The sequence below is a fragment of the Streptomyces sp. NPDC006309 genome, assembly GCF_040613095.1.
In the GTDB taxonomy this organism is placed as follows: Bacteria; Actinomycetota; Actinomycetes; order Streptomycetales; family Streptomycetaceae; genus Streptomyces.
In genome coordinates this window covers 26,313-42,765 of sequence record NZ_JBEXRO010000004.1, presented here as the reverse complement: position 1 = coordinate 42,765, position 16,453 = coordinate 26,313, and the positions used below count along the sequence as shown (strand labels likewise).

Genomic DNA, 16,453 nt, shown 5'->3' with positions numbered 1-16,453 from the left:
GGGACCCGGGGGAGGTGTTGGCGGGTTCCGCCGAGCGTGCGGTGAACCCGGAAGAGGCATCGGCGGGTTCCGCTGGGCGTGCGGTGAGCGCCTGGGAGGTGTTGGCGGGTTCTGAGCGTGCGGTGAACCCGTGGGGTATGTTGCCGGGTTCTGCCGAGCGTGCAGGGAACCCGTGGGAGGTGTCGGCGGGTTCCGCTGGGCGTGCAGGGAAGCCGCGGGAGGTGTGGCGGGTCCGCCGGCCGTGCAGCTGGCCCCCTGCACGGCTTCGGCGGGTCTGCCCCGGCGGACCGGAACCGGCGCGGCGCCGGGTGGGTCACGGGTGGTGGCGGGAGCGGGTGAGCGGGCCGCCGTAGGCCGCCGGGGGTCCGCCGTCCGCGTCCTCGGCCAGGAGGATGCCGCCCAGCACGGCACCGGCGAGACCGGCCGCCTCCCCTTCGGCACCGGCGTACGGGCTGCCGTACGCCCGGACATCCCGCTCGCCCAGCTCCCGTGCCTCCCGGGCCACCGAGTCGGCCCGGGAGGCACGGCCCGCGCCCAGCTCCCGCGCTGCCTCCGCCAGCCGGGCCCGGGCCCGCGTGCCCACCGCTCCCCGGTGCGCCGCCACGAACTCCTCCGCCCCGGCGACGGAACACCGCGCCACGAGCAGCGTCGCGACGCCCAGCACACCGGACCGGGCCCCGCCCAGCCGCTCCACCGTCCGGCCGATCCGGCGCAGGGCGTCCAGCGGGTCGTACGGGCCGCCGGTCAGCTCCTCGCGGACCCCCGCCAGCACGCCGTCCGCGTGGGCGAGGGGGGCGCGCGGCTCGTCCGGGGCCGGCGAGGCCCGCTCACCGCCCCGGACCGCCGCCAGCTCCGCCTCCGCGCCGGTCAGCGCGGCCGGCACCAGTCCGGCCGCCTCCCGCAGGTGCGCCGCGAGCCGCTCCACCGCGCCCACCAGGATCTCCGCCTGGGCCACCGCGCCCTCCCCGGCACGCAGGTGCCGGGCGGTCCGTTCCCCGTCGTCCATGTCGGCGGCCTGGCGGGCCTCGTTGAGCCGGGCCGTGGCGAACACCAGCCGGTCCTTGGCCTGTTCGACGTACCCGGCGACGGGCGCCGAGGCGGTGGGCGCGTACCGCTCCCGGAGCGCGGCCAGGGTCTCCTGCGCGGTGACCGTCCGGGCCGCCGCCTCCCGGAACCGTCCCTCGGCCACCTCCAGCGCCGCGCCGGCGCCGCCGCGCCCAGCGGCCTCCGGGCCGTCCGCCTCCGCCGCACGCACCACCCGCCGATCCGCCCCCGGCCCGCCGAGTCCGCGCAGCCCGTCCAGCGCCTCAGCCTCCGCGTCCAGGCGGCGGCCGGCCTCCGCGCAGCGGCCGATCACGCCCACCAGGGCCTGCCGCCGGGAGCCCGCGTCCTCCGGGACGCCCTCCTCGTACCGCCGCCAGATCGCGAACGCGGCCGACAGCTCGGTGTCGGCGGCCCGCAGCGCACGCGTGAACGGTTCCGTCCGGTCCTCCCCGAACAGGTCCCGGACGAAGGACAGTTCCTCCCGGCTGGTCCGCACGCACTCGTCGGCCAGGCGCAGTGCCGCCCGGGCCTGCCGTTCGGAGTCGTCCCGGGTGGGCGCGGGCGGTTGCGCGGAGACCGTTCCCGGGGTCGTCCGGGTGCGGGCGCGCCGGGTGCGGCGCAGGTAGCCGTAGCCGGCCAGGGACACGGCCGTGACCCCGGCGACGAGCGGCAGCACGAGGTCGGCCGAGGACGTCTCGTCCTGCCGCGCGGCGGCACCGGCCACCGGGCCGGCCGCGGCCGGGGGAACCGGATCGTGCGCCGCCACCGTCATCACCGGCAACACCAGCCACCCGGCCCCGGCCAGGCCACCCAGCACCGCATGCGCCACCCGCACCCTGGTGCGCGCCGTGGCACGCCGGGGTCGGCCCCGCATCAGGGAGGACGTCACCTTTCGGAGCGTATGGGCAGGTCGGCGGCTCCGCGACCGGGACGGGGGCGGGTGGGGTACCAGGCGGACAGGGGGACGCGATGGACGAACACCGGGACGGTCACGGCGGCGAGGACCGGCGTGATCAGGCCACGGACGGGGACTCCCGGGCGGGCGCGGGCCAGGACCCGGCCCCTCAGGCCGGCCCATGCCAGGCCGGCCCACGCCAGCCGGACGAACCCCGGGTCGACGCAACCGACACCCTCGACCCCCCGGACACCGCAGACACCCCCGAGATCCCTGACAACACCCCCGAGACCCTCGAGCCCACTGACACCCCCGACCCCCCTGACATCACCCCCGAGACTCCCGAGCCCACCGACATCCCCGACACCACCCCCGACCCCCCAGACACCCCATCCGAGCCCCTCGAGCCCCCCAAGCCCCCCGAACCCCCCGCTCCCGCGCACCCCCCGGCGGCCCCGCGGAGCCCAACCCGTTCGTGGCGGCGCCGGACGGTCCGCGGTGTCTGCGTCGCCCTCGTCCTCCTCCTGCTCCCGGTCCTCACCGCCGAGACGGCCCTGCGGCTCAACTACACCGGCGACCCGGCCCCCGGCACCCGCACCCGGCACCACGACGCGCTGTGGCTGGGGCACGCCTGGGTGGACGGGCGGAAGAGCGGGAAGGACGTCACGGCGCTGGCCGCGCGGTTGCGGGGCAGCGGGATCCGGGATCTGTACGTGCACTCGGGACCGCTGGAGCACGACGGCACGCTGCCCCCGTCCGCCTACCGGAAGGCCCGGTGGCTGACCGGGGCCCTGCACCGGCAGCTGCCCGGCGTCCGGGTCCAGGCCTGGCTCGGCGACACGCTGGCCAGCGAGAGCCCGGACGGGCTGCGGCTGGAGCGGCCGGCGACGCGGGCCGCGATCGCCGCCTCGACCCGCCGGATCCTCGACGCCGGTTTCGAGGGCGCCCACTTCGACCTGGAGCCCCTCCACTCCGGCGACCGTGACTATCTGTGCCTCCTCGACGACCTGCGGGCCCTGACCCGCTCCCGGCACGCGCTGCTCTCCGTCGCGGCCCACCAGATCGACCCGCTGCCCGCCTTCCACTCCTTCTGGGGTACGACGACCGGCCACCCCAAGTGGTGGTCGCAGTCGTACTTCGGGCAGGTGGCACGCCGGGTGGACCAGATCGCCGTGATGTCGTACGACACCATGCAGCCGCTGGCGAGCCTGTACGGCGGCTATGTGGCCGAGCAGACCGCTCTCGCCCTGGAGGTCACCCCGAGGACCACCGATCTCCTGATGGGCCTGCCCTTCTTCCACGAGAACCGTTTCGGCCACCGGGCCCGCGCGGAGACGGTTCCGGCCGCCGTACGGGGCGTCCGGCTCGGGCTGTCCCGCACCGACGCCGGCCGGGCCCGTTTCGGCGTCGCCCTGTACGTCGACTTCGCGGCTACGGAGGCGGACTGGCGGGCCTACCAGGAGGACTGGGCCGGCTGATCCGGGCCTCGCGGGGTCGCTCACGGTCTAATGAGACCGCCTCCGGATCTTCGAGCCCAGCCACACCAGCGGGTCGTACTTGCGGTCGGCCGCCCGTTCCTTCAGCGGGATCAGGGCGTTGTCCGTGATCCGGATGCCCTCGGGGCAGACCTCCGTGCAGCACTTGGTGATGTTGCAGTAGCCGAGGCCGTGGTCGTCCTGGGCCGTGCGCGCGCGGTCCACGCCGGTCCCGGCCGCCGCGTCCAGGGGATGCATGTCGAGTTCGGCGACGCGCATCAGGAAGCGCGGGCCGGCGAACGCCGTCTTGTTCTCCTCGTGGTCGCGCACGACGTGGCAGGTGTCCTGGCACAGGAAGCACTCGATGCACTTGCGGAACTCCTGCGAACGGTCCACGTCCTCCTGCATCATGCGGTACTCGCCGGGTCCCACCCCGGCGGGCGGCACGAACGCCGGGACCTCCCGCGCCTTCTGGTAGTTGAAGCCGACGTCGGTCACCAGGTCCCGGATCACCGGGAACGCACGGAGGGGGGTCACCGTGATCGTCTCCGAGCGGTCGAAGACCGACATACGGGTCATGCACAGCAGCCGCGGCCGGCCGTTGATCTCCGCCGAGCACGAACCGCACTTGCCCGCCTTGCAGTTCCAGCGCACGGCGAGATCGGGTGCCTGGGTGGCCTGGAGCCGGTGGACGATGTCCAGGACCACCTCGCCGTCGTTCACCTCGACCGTGTAGTCCGTCAGGCCGCCGCCCTGTTCGTCGCCCCGCCACACCCGGAAGCGGGCCTCGTAGCTGCTCACTCGTACAGCTCCTCCTCGGCGAGGTACTTGACCAGCTCCTCCTTCTCGAAGAGGGCGAGCAGGTCCGGGCGGATGGGGTCGGTTCTCTCGCGGGTCAGCCGGATCTGGCCCCGGGCGGGGTCGGCCGCCGCGAGACCACCGGTGGGGTCGGCCAGGGCGCACAGCAGGTTCACGTTGCGCCAGGCGCGGTCCATCGCCGGATGGTCCTCGCGGGTGTGCCCGCCGCGCGACTCGGTGCGTTCCAGAGCGGACCGGGCCACGCACTCGCTGACCAGCAGCATGTTCCTGAGGTCCAGGGCGAGGTGCCAGCCGGGGTTGAACTGGCGGTGGCCCTCGACGCCGGCCCGCCGGGCCCGGGCCCGCAGCTCGGCCAGCCGGTGCAGGGCCTGTTCCATCTCGCCCTCGCGGCGGATGATGCCGACCAGGTCGTTCATGGTCTGCTGGAGTTCCTGGTGCAGGGCGTACGGGTTCTCCGGCGCGTCCGCGCCGCCCTGGGTCTCCGCGGAGAAGGGGCGCAGGGCCTCCGCCGCTGCCGTGTCGACCTGGGCGTCGTCCACGGGCGGACGCCGGCCGGCCAGCCCCTGCGCGTACTCCGCGGCGTGCCGGCCGGCCCGGCGGCCGAACACCAGCAGGTCGGAGAGGGAGTTGCCGCCGAGCCGGTTGGAGCCGTGCATGCCGCCGGCCACCTCACCGGCCGCGTACAGCCCCGGCACCCCGCGGGCCGCCGCCGTGTCGGAGTCGACGGCGATGCCGCCCATCACGTAGTGGCAGGTCGGCCCGACCTCCATCGCCTCGGCCGTGATGTCGACGTCGGCCAGCTCCTTGAACTGGTGGTACATCGACGGCAGCCGGCGCCGGATCACCTCGGCGGGCATCCGGGTCGACACGTCCAGGAACACCCCGCCGTGCGGGGAGCCCCGGCCCGCCTTCACCTCGGCGTTGATCGCCCGGGCCACCTCGTCGCGGGGGAGCAGTTCGGGGGGCCGGCGGTTGTCGTCCGGGTTCTCGTACCACCGGTCGGCCTCGTCCTCCGCCTCGGCGTACTTGTCCTTGAAGACGTCCGGGACGTAGTCGAACATGAACCGTCTGCCGTCGGAGTTCCTGAGCACCCCGCCGTCCCCGCGCACGGACTCGGTGACGAGGATGCCCTTCACCGACGGCGGCCAGACCATGCCCGTCGGGTGGAACTGCACGAACTCCATGTTCAGCAGCGGAGCGCCCGCCAGGAGCGCCAGCGCGTGGCCGTCGCCGGTGTACTCCCAGGAGTTCGACGTGACCTTGAACGACTTGCCGATGCCGCCGGTCGCGAGGACCACGGCGGGCGCCCGCAGGACGAGGAAACGGCCGGTCTCCCGCTCGTAGGCGAAGACTCCCGAGACCCGGTCGCCGTTCTTGAGGATCCGGGTGACGGTGCACTCCTGGAACACCTTGAGCCGCGACTCGTGATCTCCGGTCGCCGCGAAGTCCTCCTGTTGCAGCGCGACGGTCTTCTGCTGGAGGGTGCGGATCAGCTCCAGGCCGGTGCGGTCGCCGACGTGCGCCAGCCGCGGGTACTCGTGCCCGCCGAAGTTGCGCTGCGAGATGCGGCCGTCCTTCGTCCGGTCGAACAGCGCGCCCCAGGTCTCCAGCTCCCACACCCGGTCCGGGGCCTCCTGCGCGTGCAGCTCGGCCATCCGCCACTGGTTGAGGAACTTGCCGCCGCGCATGGTGTCGCGGAAGTGGACCTGCCAGGTGTCGTGCTCGTTGGCGTTGGCCATCGCCGCCGCGATACCGCCCTCGGCCATCACCGTGTGCGCCTTGCCGAACAGGGATTTGCAGATCACGGCCGTACGGGCGCCCCGCTCGCGTGCCTCGATCGCGGCCCGCAGCCCCGCGCCGCCGGCACCGACCACGACGACGTCCCACTCCTGCCGGTCCACCACGGACATCAGTTCAGTTCCCTCACTGGAGTCTCTAGAAGAAGCGCGGGTCGTCGAAGACGCCGGACGCGACGAGATACACGTAGAAGTCGGCGAGCGCCACGCTGAGCAGCGACGCCCAGGCCAGCTGCATGTGGCGGGCGTTGAGCTGCCCGACGAACTGCCACGCCCGGTAGCGCGCGGGGTGCCGGGAGAAGTGCTTGAGCTTGCCGCCGACGATGTGCCGGCACGAGTGGCAGGAGAGGGTGTACGCCCAGATCAGCACGATGTTGGCCAGGAAGACCAGGGAGCCCAGGCCCATGTGGCCCCAGCGGTAGTGCGGGTCGCGGAAGGCCAGCGCGGTGTCGTAGGTCAGTACCCCGGCGACCAGCAGGGCGGCGTAGAAGAAGTACCGGTGGAGGTTCTGGAGGACCAGCGGGAAGCGGGTCTCGCCGGTGTATGTGCGGTGCGGCTCGGCCACCGCGCAGGCGGGCGGGGACGCCCAGAACGCGCGGTAGTACGCCTTGCGGTAGTAGTAGCAGGTCAGGCGGAAGCCGAGCGGGAAGATCAGGATGATGAGCGCGGGGGACAGGCCCCACCAGCCGCCGAGGAGGCCCGCGTTCGGCCCGGCGTGCATGGTCCGGCAGTTCTCCGCCAGACACGGCGAGTAGAACGGCGAGACGTAGGGCGCCGCGTAGTAGTGGGCGTTCGAGAAGGCCCGCCAGGTGGAGTAGACGACGAAGGCGAACAGGCCGGCCGCGGTGACGGCGGGCGCCAGCCACCAGCGGTCGGTCCGCAGGTGCGGGGCGGCGATCGCGGCGCGCGGACGGGCCCGCACGCCGCCGCTGGATTCGTCCGGTCGGGGTTCCGTACCAGTGGCCAAGTCAGGACTCCGGTTCGGTAGGGGTTTCTCAGGGGGCGCGGCGGTCGCGGGCGCCCAGGCCCTCGTCGTCCGAGTCCGTCCACAGGCTTATGTCGTAGGGCGTGTCGGAGATGGTCACGAGGTCCGGCCTGCGGGCCGCGTCCGGGGCCGCGGCCGCCGCCCGCAGCAGTGCCAGGCTCTCCCGTAGATGATCGGCGTCCAGCCGGACCCGGCGCATCTCGAGGCTTCCGCGGTCGAGGTGGTGCTCCAGGCGTCCCAGCGACCGGTGCAGGTCGTCGAGGGAGCGCTGGGCCGAGGTGATGTCGTCGTGCACGGTCATGACCTGCCCCTCACTGTGACGGGCCCGTGGGCCCTGGGCGGCAACGTTCATGCGCCTTGGAGTCTCGCGCGTCACACGTGCCGGTGTGAAGGCATGTGCAGCGATTGACGGAGGCGCACGGATGCATCTCGGCGGGCGTTGCGCCGCACGGGTGGGGTTACCGCCCGTCGTCGCCGTGTCGCCCGCTGTGGCCGGAACCTTTCCTCTTCAGTGGCCGCATAGATCTGATCAGCTCCATATACCGCCGAAAGTGATCAGTTCCATATAGCTACAAAAGTGAGCATAAGCCCCGCGGCTTCCCGGAGGTAGCAGAGATGTCCCACCACGGCGTCGGCCCGCGCGCGGTCATGCGCTCGGTCGCCTTCCTCACCGCGGGCGCGCTCGCGGTGCCGCTCCTGGCCGGCTGCGGTTCCGACGACGAACCCGCCGGTCCCGTCGCCGGGCAGGACATCGTCCCCGTCGTCCGCGCCCAGGTGGCCGACGGAGGCACCCTGAAATGGGCCGTGGACGCCGTCCCGGAGACCCTGAACACCTTCCAGGCCGACGCCGACGCCGGCACCAGCCGCATCGCCCAGGCCGTGCTGCCGTCGATGTTCCGGCTCGACGCGAACGGCCGCCCGGTGGCGAATCCGGCCTATCTGGAATCGGCCAAGGTCATCGAGACCGAGCCGCGCCAGGTCGTGCTGTACAAGCTGAACCAGCAGGCCGTCTGGAGCGACGGCCGGGAGATCGGCGCGGCCGACTTCGCCGCCCAGTGGCGCGCCCTGTCCGGCAAGGACAGCGCCTACTGGACCGCCCGGAACGCCGGCTACGACCGCATCGCCAAGATCGAGCGCGGCGCCAACGACCTCCAGGTCCGGGTCACCTTCTCCCGCCCCTACGCCGACTGGAAGTCGCTGTTCTCCCCGCTCTACCCGAAGGACGTCATGGGCACCCCCGACGCCTTCAACGACGGCGCCCGCCGCAAGCTGAAGGTCACCGCCGGGCCCTTCCGGGTGGAGAAGGTCGACACCGCCGAGAAGGACGTCGTCCTCTCCCGCAACCCGCGCTGGTGGGGCAAGCCGGCCAAGCTGAACCAGATCGTGCTGCACGCCGTGTCCCGCGACAAGCGGGCCGCCGCGCTCGCCGACGGCAGCGTCGACCTCGCCGAGGTCGACTCCGGCGACGCCCAGCGGATCGGCCTCGCCAACCGGCAGAAGGGCACCGGCACCCCGCTCCAGGGCTCCGGGAAGACGTCCGTGAAGAAGCTGCGCGCCTGGGCGCTCGCGCACGGCTTCGACTCCGACAAGGTGCCCAGGGGGAAGAAGAAGCTGCGCAAGGTCATCAAGCGGTACCTGGAGCAGCAGCAGGAACTGCGCGACTTCGACGTCCGCAAGTCCCTGGAACCCGCCTACACCCAGCTCGCCCTCAACGGTTCCTCGGGCCCCCTCGCCGACGAACGGGTCCGCAGGGCCGTCGCCCGCGCCCTGGACCGGGCCGAACTGGCCCGGCTGGTCCTCACCCCGCTGGGCCTGCCCGCCGTGCCGGTCGGCAGCCACCTCGCCCTGTCCGGGCAGGCCGCCTACGCCGACGGCAGCGGCGCGATCGGCGACCAGGACACCAAGGAGGCGCAGGCGCTGCTCTCCGACGCCGGGTGGGTGGCCGGCGGTCCGGTCAAGGCGGAGAAGAAGACCGAGAAGGCGGCCGGCCCCCAGAAGCCCTCCCAGGACGTCTCGGACGGCGGCCAGGACGGCCAGTACATCGTCGGCGAGGACGACAACAAGGGGCAGCGGCGCGCGTCCGGCGACGACAAGCGCGAGCACGGCGACAAGGGCCTCACGCAGGAGAGCAGGCACGGCGGCGCGCCGGGCGCGTACGCCCCCCGGGGCACGGCCGCCCCGGCCGCCGCGCCGGCCGGACCGCTCGCCAAGGACGGCAAGGCACTCGCGCTCCGCTTCGTCCTACCCTCCGGGCCGGGCTCGGACACCCTCGGCTCGGTCGCCGCGCGGATCTCCGCGATGCTGGAGCAGATCGGCATCCGCACGACGATCACCAAGGTGTCGGACCAGAGCTACTTCAAGGACCACATCGCCTCCGGCGACTACGACCTCGCCCTCTACTCCTGGCCGTCCTCGGCCTTCCCCGCCACCGACGCCCGGCCGGTCTACGCCAAACCGGTCCCGGCGGCCGACGGCTCGGTGAACGTGGAGCAGAACTTCACCCGGGTGGGCACCGACCAGGTCGACCAGCTCTTCGACCAGGCCGCGACCACGCTGGACGAGGACGAGGAGCGGGACCTGATCAGGAAGGCCGACGCGCGCATCTGGGCCGCCGCCGGCTCGATCCCGCTCTACCAGCGGCCGCAACTGGTGGGGGTGCGCAAGAACCTCGTCAACGCGGGCGCGTTCGGATTCCAGACGCCGGTGTACGAGGACATGGGCTTCCTGAAGAAGGGCGTGAAGGTCTCCGCGAGCCCCGCGAGCGGCAGCCCGGACAAGTGACCGCGGAGGCAGGTGACGGCCCGCGGACGTGAGGGGGCGACGCCGTTCCGCGCCCCTTGCGTCGGCCCGGCGCGCCCCCGCCGCGAAGGACACGTACCATGGGGTGAGGCCGTGGCGTGTCAAGCCCGGCAGGCCCGCGTCACACGGACGTCAGAGCAGGGCCTTCTCACCACTCCGGGAGTACGCCGCAATATGGCCACGCGCCACGACATCCGCAACGTCGCTATCGTCGCCCACGTCGACCACGGCAAGACCACCATCGTCGACGGCATGCTGAAGCAGGCCGGCGCGTTCGCCGCCCACCAGCTCGAGGGCGTCGACGACCGCATGATGGATTCGAACGACCTGGAGCGTGAGAAGGGCATCACGATCCTCGCCAAGAACACGGCGGTCAAGTACCACCCGAAGACCGGCGGGGACCCGATCACCATCAACATCATCGACACCCCCGGCCACGCCGACTTCGGTGGCGAGGTCGAGCGTGGTCTGTCGATGGTGGACGGCGTCGTGCTGCTGGTGGACGCCTCCGAGGGTCCGCTGCCGCAGACCCGTTTCGTGCTGCGCAAGGCCCTCCAGGCCCGGCTGCCCGTCATCCTGTGCATCAACAAGACGGACCGCCCCGACGCCCGGATCGACGAGGTCGTCAACGAGACCTACGACCTCTTCCTCGACCTGGACGCCGACGAGGAGCAGATCGAGTTCCCGATCGTCTACGCCTGCGGCCGTGACGGCATCGCCTCGCTGACCAAGCCGGAGAACGGCACGGTCCCGGCCGACAGCGACAGCCTGGAGCCGTTCTTCTCCACGATCCTGGACCACATCCCGGCCCCGACGTACGAGGAGGACGCGCCGCTCCAGGCCCACGTCACCAACCTCGACGCCGACAACTTCCTCGGCCGCATCGCGCTGCTCCGCGTCGAGCACGGCGAGCTGCGCAAGGGCCAGACGGTCGCCTGGATCAAGCGTGACGGCTCGATCGCCAACGTCCGCATCTCCGAGCTGATGATGACCGAGGCGCTCACCCGCAAGCCCGCCGAGAAGGCCGGCCCGGGTGACATCTGCGCGGTCGCCGGTATCCCCGACATCATGATCGGCGAGACGCTCGCCGACCCCGAGAACCCGATCCCGCTGCCGCTGATCACGGTCGACGAGCCCGCGATCTCGATGACGATCGGCACGAACACCTCGCCGCTGGTCGGCCGCGGCGGCACCGGCAAGGGCGCCGACGCCAAGGCCGCCGTGAAGGACCGCAAGGTCACCGCCCGCCAGGTCAAGGACCGGCTGGACCGCGAGCTGATCGGCAACGTCTCCCTGCGGGTCCTCGACACCGAGCGTCCCGACGCCTGGGAGGTGCAGGGCCGTGGTGAGCTGGCGCTGGCCATCCTGGTCGAGCAGATGCGCCGCGAGGGCTACGAACTGACCGTCGGCAAGCCGCAGGTGGTCACCAAGGAAGTCGACGGCAAGGTCTACGAGCCGGTCGAGCGTATGACGATCGACGTGCCCGAGGAGCACATGGGCGCGGTCACGCAGCTCATGGGCGTCCGCAAGGGCCGCATGGACAACATGTCGAACCACGGTTCCGGCTGGGTCCGCATGGAGTTCGTCGTGCCCTCGCGCGGCCTCATCGGCTTCCGTACCGAGTTCCTGACCCAGACCCGGGGCACGGGCATCGGCCACTCCATCCACGAGGGCTTCGAGCCCTGGTTCGGCACCCTGACGACCCGTAACAACGGTTCGCTGGTCGCCGACCGCTCCGGTGCCGTCACCGCGTTCGCGATGACGAACCTTCAGGAGCGCGGCGTCCTCTTCGTGGACCCGGGCACCGAGGTGTACGAGGGCATGATCGTCGGCGAGAACTCCCGCGCCGACGACATGGACGTCAACATCACCAAGGAGAAGAAGCTCACGAACATGCGGTCGTCGTCGGCCGACTCGTTCGAGGCGATCGTTCCGCCGCGCAAGCTGTCGCTGGAGCAGTCGCTGGAGTTCTGCCGCGACGACGAGTGCGTCGAGGTGACCCCGGAGGCCGTTCGCATCCGCAAGGTCAAGCTCGACCAGCGGGAGCGCGCCCGCGCCGCGAGCCGCGCCAAGCACGGCTGATCCCAGGACAGTTGAGCCCGGGCACCCCCATGATGGGGGTGCCCGGGCTTTTTGCAACCCGTTTTTCGGGGGCCGGCGGGCGGCCACGGGCCCGTGGTGTCCGGATTGCGGAGATCCCGGACCGATACCCATGTAACACGTCCGTTTCGCGGCCTTCTCCCGGCGAACAGTTTGTCCAGTTATTGGAAGTTCTTCGCGTCAGCTGTGACTGAATTGAGATTTAAAGACAGTGGTCGCCACCTGCCTCATGGCAGATAGTTAGCCGCGTAGCGCTCGGGTCAATGGGTCACGCGCTGTGGGGACAGCGCCGACTCGCGAGCACCAGAGGGTGTCTGACCGTCCGTCAGGGGTGTCGGAGGGAAGACGGAAACCCTCTCCTGTTGGTGAACACGTGGAGTCATGAGGAGGAACCCCCATGCGCGGTGTCACGAACACCAAGTGGGTCAGTTCGTCGCTTCCAGCGGTGTGATTCGGCTGTAGAACTACGCGCGTCCGACTGCGGTCACGCGCGTCCTCGGAGTACCCGGGCACCTCTCACACTCATACCTGTGAAACGGACGAACCGTGACAAGTCCTATCGACATCGAGGGCGGCGGGACTTCGGTCGTCGTCGGCGGCGAACCAGGGCCGCCGGCGAAGACCGAACCCGTCAGGCTCGAAGGCCGGTCCCCCGGCCAGCTGATGTGGACGCGCTTCAAGCGCGACCGCACGGGAATCATCTCGGCCTACGTCGTGGGCTTCTTCTTCCTGATCGGCCTGCTCGCCCCGCTGATCTCCAAGGTGTACGGCAAGGACCCGTACACCGTGTACGCGGACGAGCGCCCCGAACTCTTCGACAGCGCCGGCGTACCGGTGCAGCCGAACGGCGGCATCAGCGGCGAGTTCTGGTTCGGTCTCGAACCCGGCAACGGCTACGACGTGTTCACCAAGCTGCTCTACGGCATCCGCACCTCGCTGATGATCTCGGTCGCCGTCACCGTCGCGGTCGTCGTGACCGGCATCCTGCTCGGTGTCAGCGCCGGCTACCTCGGCGGCAAGGCCGACTACGCCATCGGCCGGATCACCGACTTCCTGCTCGCGTTCCCGGCCCAGCTGTTCTTCATCGCGAGCATGCCGGTCGTGGTTTCCCTGTTCGTCAGCCCGCGTGACGAGACACCCACGTACGTCCGCGTGGTGGCGCTGATCCTCGTCCAGTGGCTGCTGGGCTGGATGGGCCTCGGCCGCATCCTGCGCGGCACCGCACTCTCCCTGCGGGAACGGGAGTTCATCGAGGCGGCCAGGGTCAGCGGGGCCTCGTCGTGGCGGATCATCCGCAAGGAGATCCTGCCGAACATCGTCACCCCGCTGCTGGTGCAGTCGACGTATCTGCTGCCCGGCTTCGTGACCGCCGAGGCCGGACTGTCCTTCCTCGGCGTGGGCATCGTCGAACCGACGCCGGACTGGGGGCAGATGTTCTCCAAGGCGTCCACCGAACTGGTGATGCAGAACGACATCACCTACATGTTCTTCCCCGGCATCTCGATGATCATCTTCGTCGTCGCGTTCAACCTGCTCGGGGACTCGGTCAGAGACGCCTTCGATCCCAAGACCGCGCGCTGACCTAAGCAGGCTCTCTTTCGCACTGGTGACACACAGATCGCACTGGTGACACACAGATGGGTGGGAATCTTCGTGATGAGTAGGGGCGGACGCCACGCCTACGGCGCACTCTCCGTGCTCGCGGCCGGGGCTCTTGTGCTCACCGGTTGCAGCAAGGGCGGCAGCGACGGCGGCGGTGACAACAAGAAGCAGCAGGAGAACGCCAAACGCCAGCAGGCGTCCATCGAGTTCGGCGACGCGGCGGCCTCCACGGGCCCCGCGGCCGACGTGCCCGGCGCCAAGCCCGGCGGCACGATGGAGGTACTCCAGCGCGACAGTTACGCCCACCTCGACCCGGGGCAGATATACGTCTCCAACGAGGGCTCCCTCGCCTCGCTGATCCACCGGGGCCTGACGGGTTACAAAGCCACCAGCAACGACGGCAGCAAGCACGAGGTGGTCGGCGACCTCGCCACCGACTCCGGCACCACCACCGACGGCGGCAAGACCTGGAAGTACACCCTCAAGGAGGGCATCAAGTTCCAGGACGGCTCCCCGATCACGGCCAAGGACGTCCGGCACAGCATCGAGCGGCTCTTCGCGCCGTTCATCAACCAGGGCCCCACCTACCTCCAGCAGTGGCTGGCCGACCAGCCGGGCACCGCCTACCGCAACCTGCTCAAGGGCGGCCCCTACAAGGGCAAGCACCTGCCCGACTCCGTACTGGAGACGCCGGACCCGAAGACCGTCGTCTTCCACTTCAATACCCCGCACCCCGACCTGCCCTACGCGCTGGCGATGTCCGGCTACGCGGTGGTCTCCGAGAAGGGCGACACCAAGCAGCGGTACGACAAGGCGCCCGTGGTGACCGGCCCGTACAAGATCCAGTCGTTCAAGTCCGGCAAGTCGATGGTGCTGGTCAAGAACACCAACTGGGACCCGAAGACGGACCCGATCCGCCACCAGTACGTCGACCGGTTCACCATCACGTTCAACCAGCAGTACGAGACCTCCACCAAGGCCCTGCTCGCCGACAGCGGCGCGGACAAGGCCGGCCTCAGCCTCAACAACCAGGTCGACGCGGGCAACCTGTCCAAGGTGCTCAAGGACCCGAACCTGAAGTCCCGCACGGTCTCCGGCTACCAGCCGTTCGTGGGCCAGATGAACATCAACATGAGCCACCCGGCCATGAAGGACAAGACGGTCCGCGAGGCCATCGCCTACGCCCTGCCGATCACCCCGTTCGTGCGCGCCTACGGCGGCAACGACGCCATGGAGGTCGCGGGCGGAGTGATCTCCCCGACCGTCTCCGGCTACGACGCCGGCTTCGATCCGCGCGGCAAGAAGAAGAAGCCCTCCGGTGACCCGGACAAGGCCAGGGAGCTGCTGAAGAAGGCCGGCAAGCTCAACCTGAAACTGACCTTCGGCTACATCAACACGCCCGAGGGCCAGCAGTACTCCACCGCCATGGCGGCGGGCCTGGAGAAGGCCGGCTTCAACGTCCAGCGCCAGGAGATCCCGGCCGAGACCTACTACGACCAGGTCTCCAAGCTGAACAACAACTACGACATCTTCCACACCGCCTGGGGCGCCGACTGGCCGTCCGCCTCGACCGTGATCCCGCCGCTGTACGACGGCCGCCTGATCGCCGAGGGCGCGCAGAACTACTCGCAGGTCAACGACCCGAAGGTCAACAGCGAGATCGACCGGATCAACAAGATCACCGACCCGGTCAAGTCCGCCGCCGCGTGGGAGAAGCTGGACCAGTACCTCGTCAAGGACGTCGTCAACGTCGTCCCCACCGGGTACTACAAGCAGACCCAGATCGCCGGTTCCAAGGTCGGCGGCCTCGTCTACGACGACGTGCTGGGCGGCATCGACCCGCGTCGCCTCTACATCAAGTAACCGTCCCTGCACGGTACCCGGCGCACCGCGGCAGCGGTGCGCCGGGTACCGACCGGACCGCCGACGTCAGAGAGCTGCCCCTGCCATGCTGCGCTTCCTCATGCGCCGGACCCTCGGTGCCGTCGTCATCCTCTTCCTGCTGAGCATCGTCGCGTTCCTGCTGTTCTTCGGGGTGCCCCGGGACCCGGCGCTGCTGATGTGCGGCAAGACCTGCAACCCGGACAGCATCGCGAACATCCACCACGTGCTCGGCCTGGACAAGTCCATCCCCGAGCAGTACTGGATCTTCCTGCACAACCTCCTCGTGGGCAGCGACCGGTTCGCCCAGGGTCCCTGCCCGGCCCCCTGCTTCGGTTACTCGTACCACACCAACGAGCAGGTCTGGGCCACCCTGATGGACCGGTTGCCCACCACCGTCTCGCTGACCCTCGGCGCGGCCGTGTGCTTCCTGATCGTCGGCCTCGGCACGGGACTCCTCGCAGCCTGGCGGCGGGGCACGCTGATCGACAAGGCGGCCACCGGGGGCGCCATGATCGTCAGTTCGCTCCAGATCTACTTCCTGGGCCCGCTGGCCCTGGCGATCCTCGTCTACCAGACGCACTGGTTCGACAAGCCGGCCTACAACGAGTTCACCCACGACCCGGGCACCTGGTTCACCGGCCTGATCATCCCCTGGGTGGTCCTCTCCACGATCTTCGCGGCGCAGTACACCCGTATGTCGCGGTCCTCGATGATCGAACAGTTGCAGGAGGAACACGTGCGCACCGCCCGCGCCAAGGGCATGTCCCGGCGGTACGTCTTCTTCCGCTACGCCTGGCGCGGCTCGCTGATCCCGATCGTCACCATCTTCGGCATCGACCTCGGCTCGCTGCTCGGTGGCGCCATCATCACCGAGTTCACCTTCTCCCTGCCGGGGCTCGGACAACTCGCCGTGCAGGCCGTCAGCTTCAGTGATCTGCCGCTCCTGCTCGGCGTGATGCTGTTCTCCGCCAGCATGATCCTGCTCTTCAACATCGTCGTCGACGCCGCGTACGCCTTCATCGACCCGCGCGTGCGGCTGGCCTAGGAGCACTGT

Annotated in this window: 11 protein-coding genes; 6 read left to right on the top strand and 5 right to left on the bottom strand. The window is 70.5% G+C overall.

Annotated features, from left to right (window positions below; translation table 11 throughout):
• Positions 1-313 precede the first annotated feature (313 nt).
• The gene (locus tag ABZ117_RS07205; protein WP_356818245.1) at positions 314-1,933 is read right to left on the bottom strand and encodes a hypothetical protein; all 1,620 of its coding nucleotides are present in this window, start codon (positions 1,931-1,933) and stop codon (positions 314-316) included.
• 80 nt (positions 1,934-2,013) lie between these two features.
• Between ABZ117_RS07205 and ABZ117_RS07200 the strand changes: the two genes are divergently transcribed.
• Entirely contained in the window at positions 2,014-3,417 is a 1,404-nt protein-coding gene (locus tag ABZ117_RS07200) for a hypothetical protein (protein WP_356818243.1), read from the top strand.
• A gap of 27 nt (positions 3,418-3,444) precedes the next feature.
• Here ABZ117_RS07200 and ABZ117_RS07195 read toward each other — a convergent pair whose 3' ends face one another.
• Genes ABZ117_RS07195 through ABZ117_RS07180 form a run of 4 tightly spaced genes read right to left on the bottom strand, consistent with a single transcriptional unit; the run spans position 3,445 to position 7,315 of the window.
• On the bottom strand, positions 3,445-4,215 hold the full coding sequence (locus ABZ117_RS07195; protein ID WP_356818242.1) for a succinate dehydrogenase/fumarate reductase iron-sulfur subunit: 771 nt from the start codon (positions 4,213-4,215) through the stop codon (positions 3,445-3,447).
• Positions 4,212-6,143 carry a fumarate reductase/succinate dehydrogenase flavoprotein subunit gene (locus ABZ117_RS07190; protein WP_356818240.1) on the bottom strand — a complete coding sequence of 644 codons (1,932 nt, stop codon included), beginning with the start codon at positions 6,141-6,143 and terminating at the stop codon, positions 4,212-4,214. Before ABZ117_RS07190 ends, ABZ117_RS07195 begins: the two co-directional genes overlap by 4 nt.
• Positions 6,144-6,168: 25 nt before the next feature.
• Entirely contained in the window at positions 6,169-6,996 is an 828-nt protein-coding gene (locus ABZ117_RS07185; RefSeq protein WP_356818238.1) for a hypothetical protein, read from the bottom strand.
• A gap of 28 nt (positions 6,997-7,024) precedes the next feature.
• Positions 7,025-7,315, bottom strand: a complete 291-nt coding sequence (locus tag ABZ117_RS07180; RefSeq protein WP_356818236.1) for a hypothetical protein — start codon at positions 7,313-7,315, stop codon at positions 7,025-7,027.
• Between the two features lie 314 nt (positions 7,316-7,629).
• Between ABZ117_RS07180 and ABZ117_RS07175 the strand changes: the two genes are divergently transcribed.
• The 5 genes from ABZ117_RS07175 (at position 7,630) to ABZ117_RS07155 (ending at position 16,444) form a co-directional block, all read left to right on the top strand.
• The gene (locus ABZ117_RS07175) at positions 7,630-9,795 is read left to right on the top strand and encodes an ABC transporter family substrate-binding protein (protein ID WP_356818234.1); all 2,166 of its coding nucleotides are present in this window, start codon (positions 7,630-7,632) and stop codon (positions 9,793-9,795) included.
• Positions 9,796-9,987: 192 nt separating this feature from the next.
• Positions 9,988-11,895, top strand: a complete 1,908-nt coding sequence (typA, locus tag ABZ117_RS07170) for a translational GTPase TypA (protein WP_356818232.1) — start codon at positions 9,988-9,990, stop codon at positions 11,893-11,895.
• Positions 11,896-12,459: 564 nt separating this feature from the next.
• A complete protein-coding gene (locus ABZ117_RS07165) occupies positions 12,460-13,494 on the top strand; it encodes an ABC transporter permease (protein WP_356818230.1) in 1,035 nt (344 codons plus the stop codon).
• A 75-nt stretch (positions 13,495-13,569) separates the two neighbouring features.
• On the top strand, positions 13,570-15,378 hold the full coding sequence (locus tag ABZ117_RS07160) for an ABC transporter substrate-binding protein (RefSeq protein WP_356818807.1): 1,809 nt from the start codon (positions 13,570-13,572) through the stop codon (positions 15,376-15,378).
• An 85-nt stretch (positions 15,379-15,463) separates the two neighbouring features.
• Positions 15,464-16,444 carry an ABC transporter permease gene (locus tag ABZ117_RS07155; protein ID WP_356818228.1) on the top strand — a complete coding sequence of 327 codons (981 nt, stop codon included), beginning with the start codon at positions 15,464-15,466 and terminating at the stop codon, positions 16,442-16,444.
• Positions 16,445-16,453: the final 9 nt, after the last annotated feature.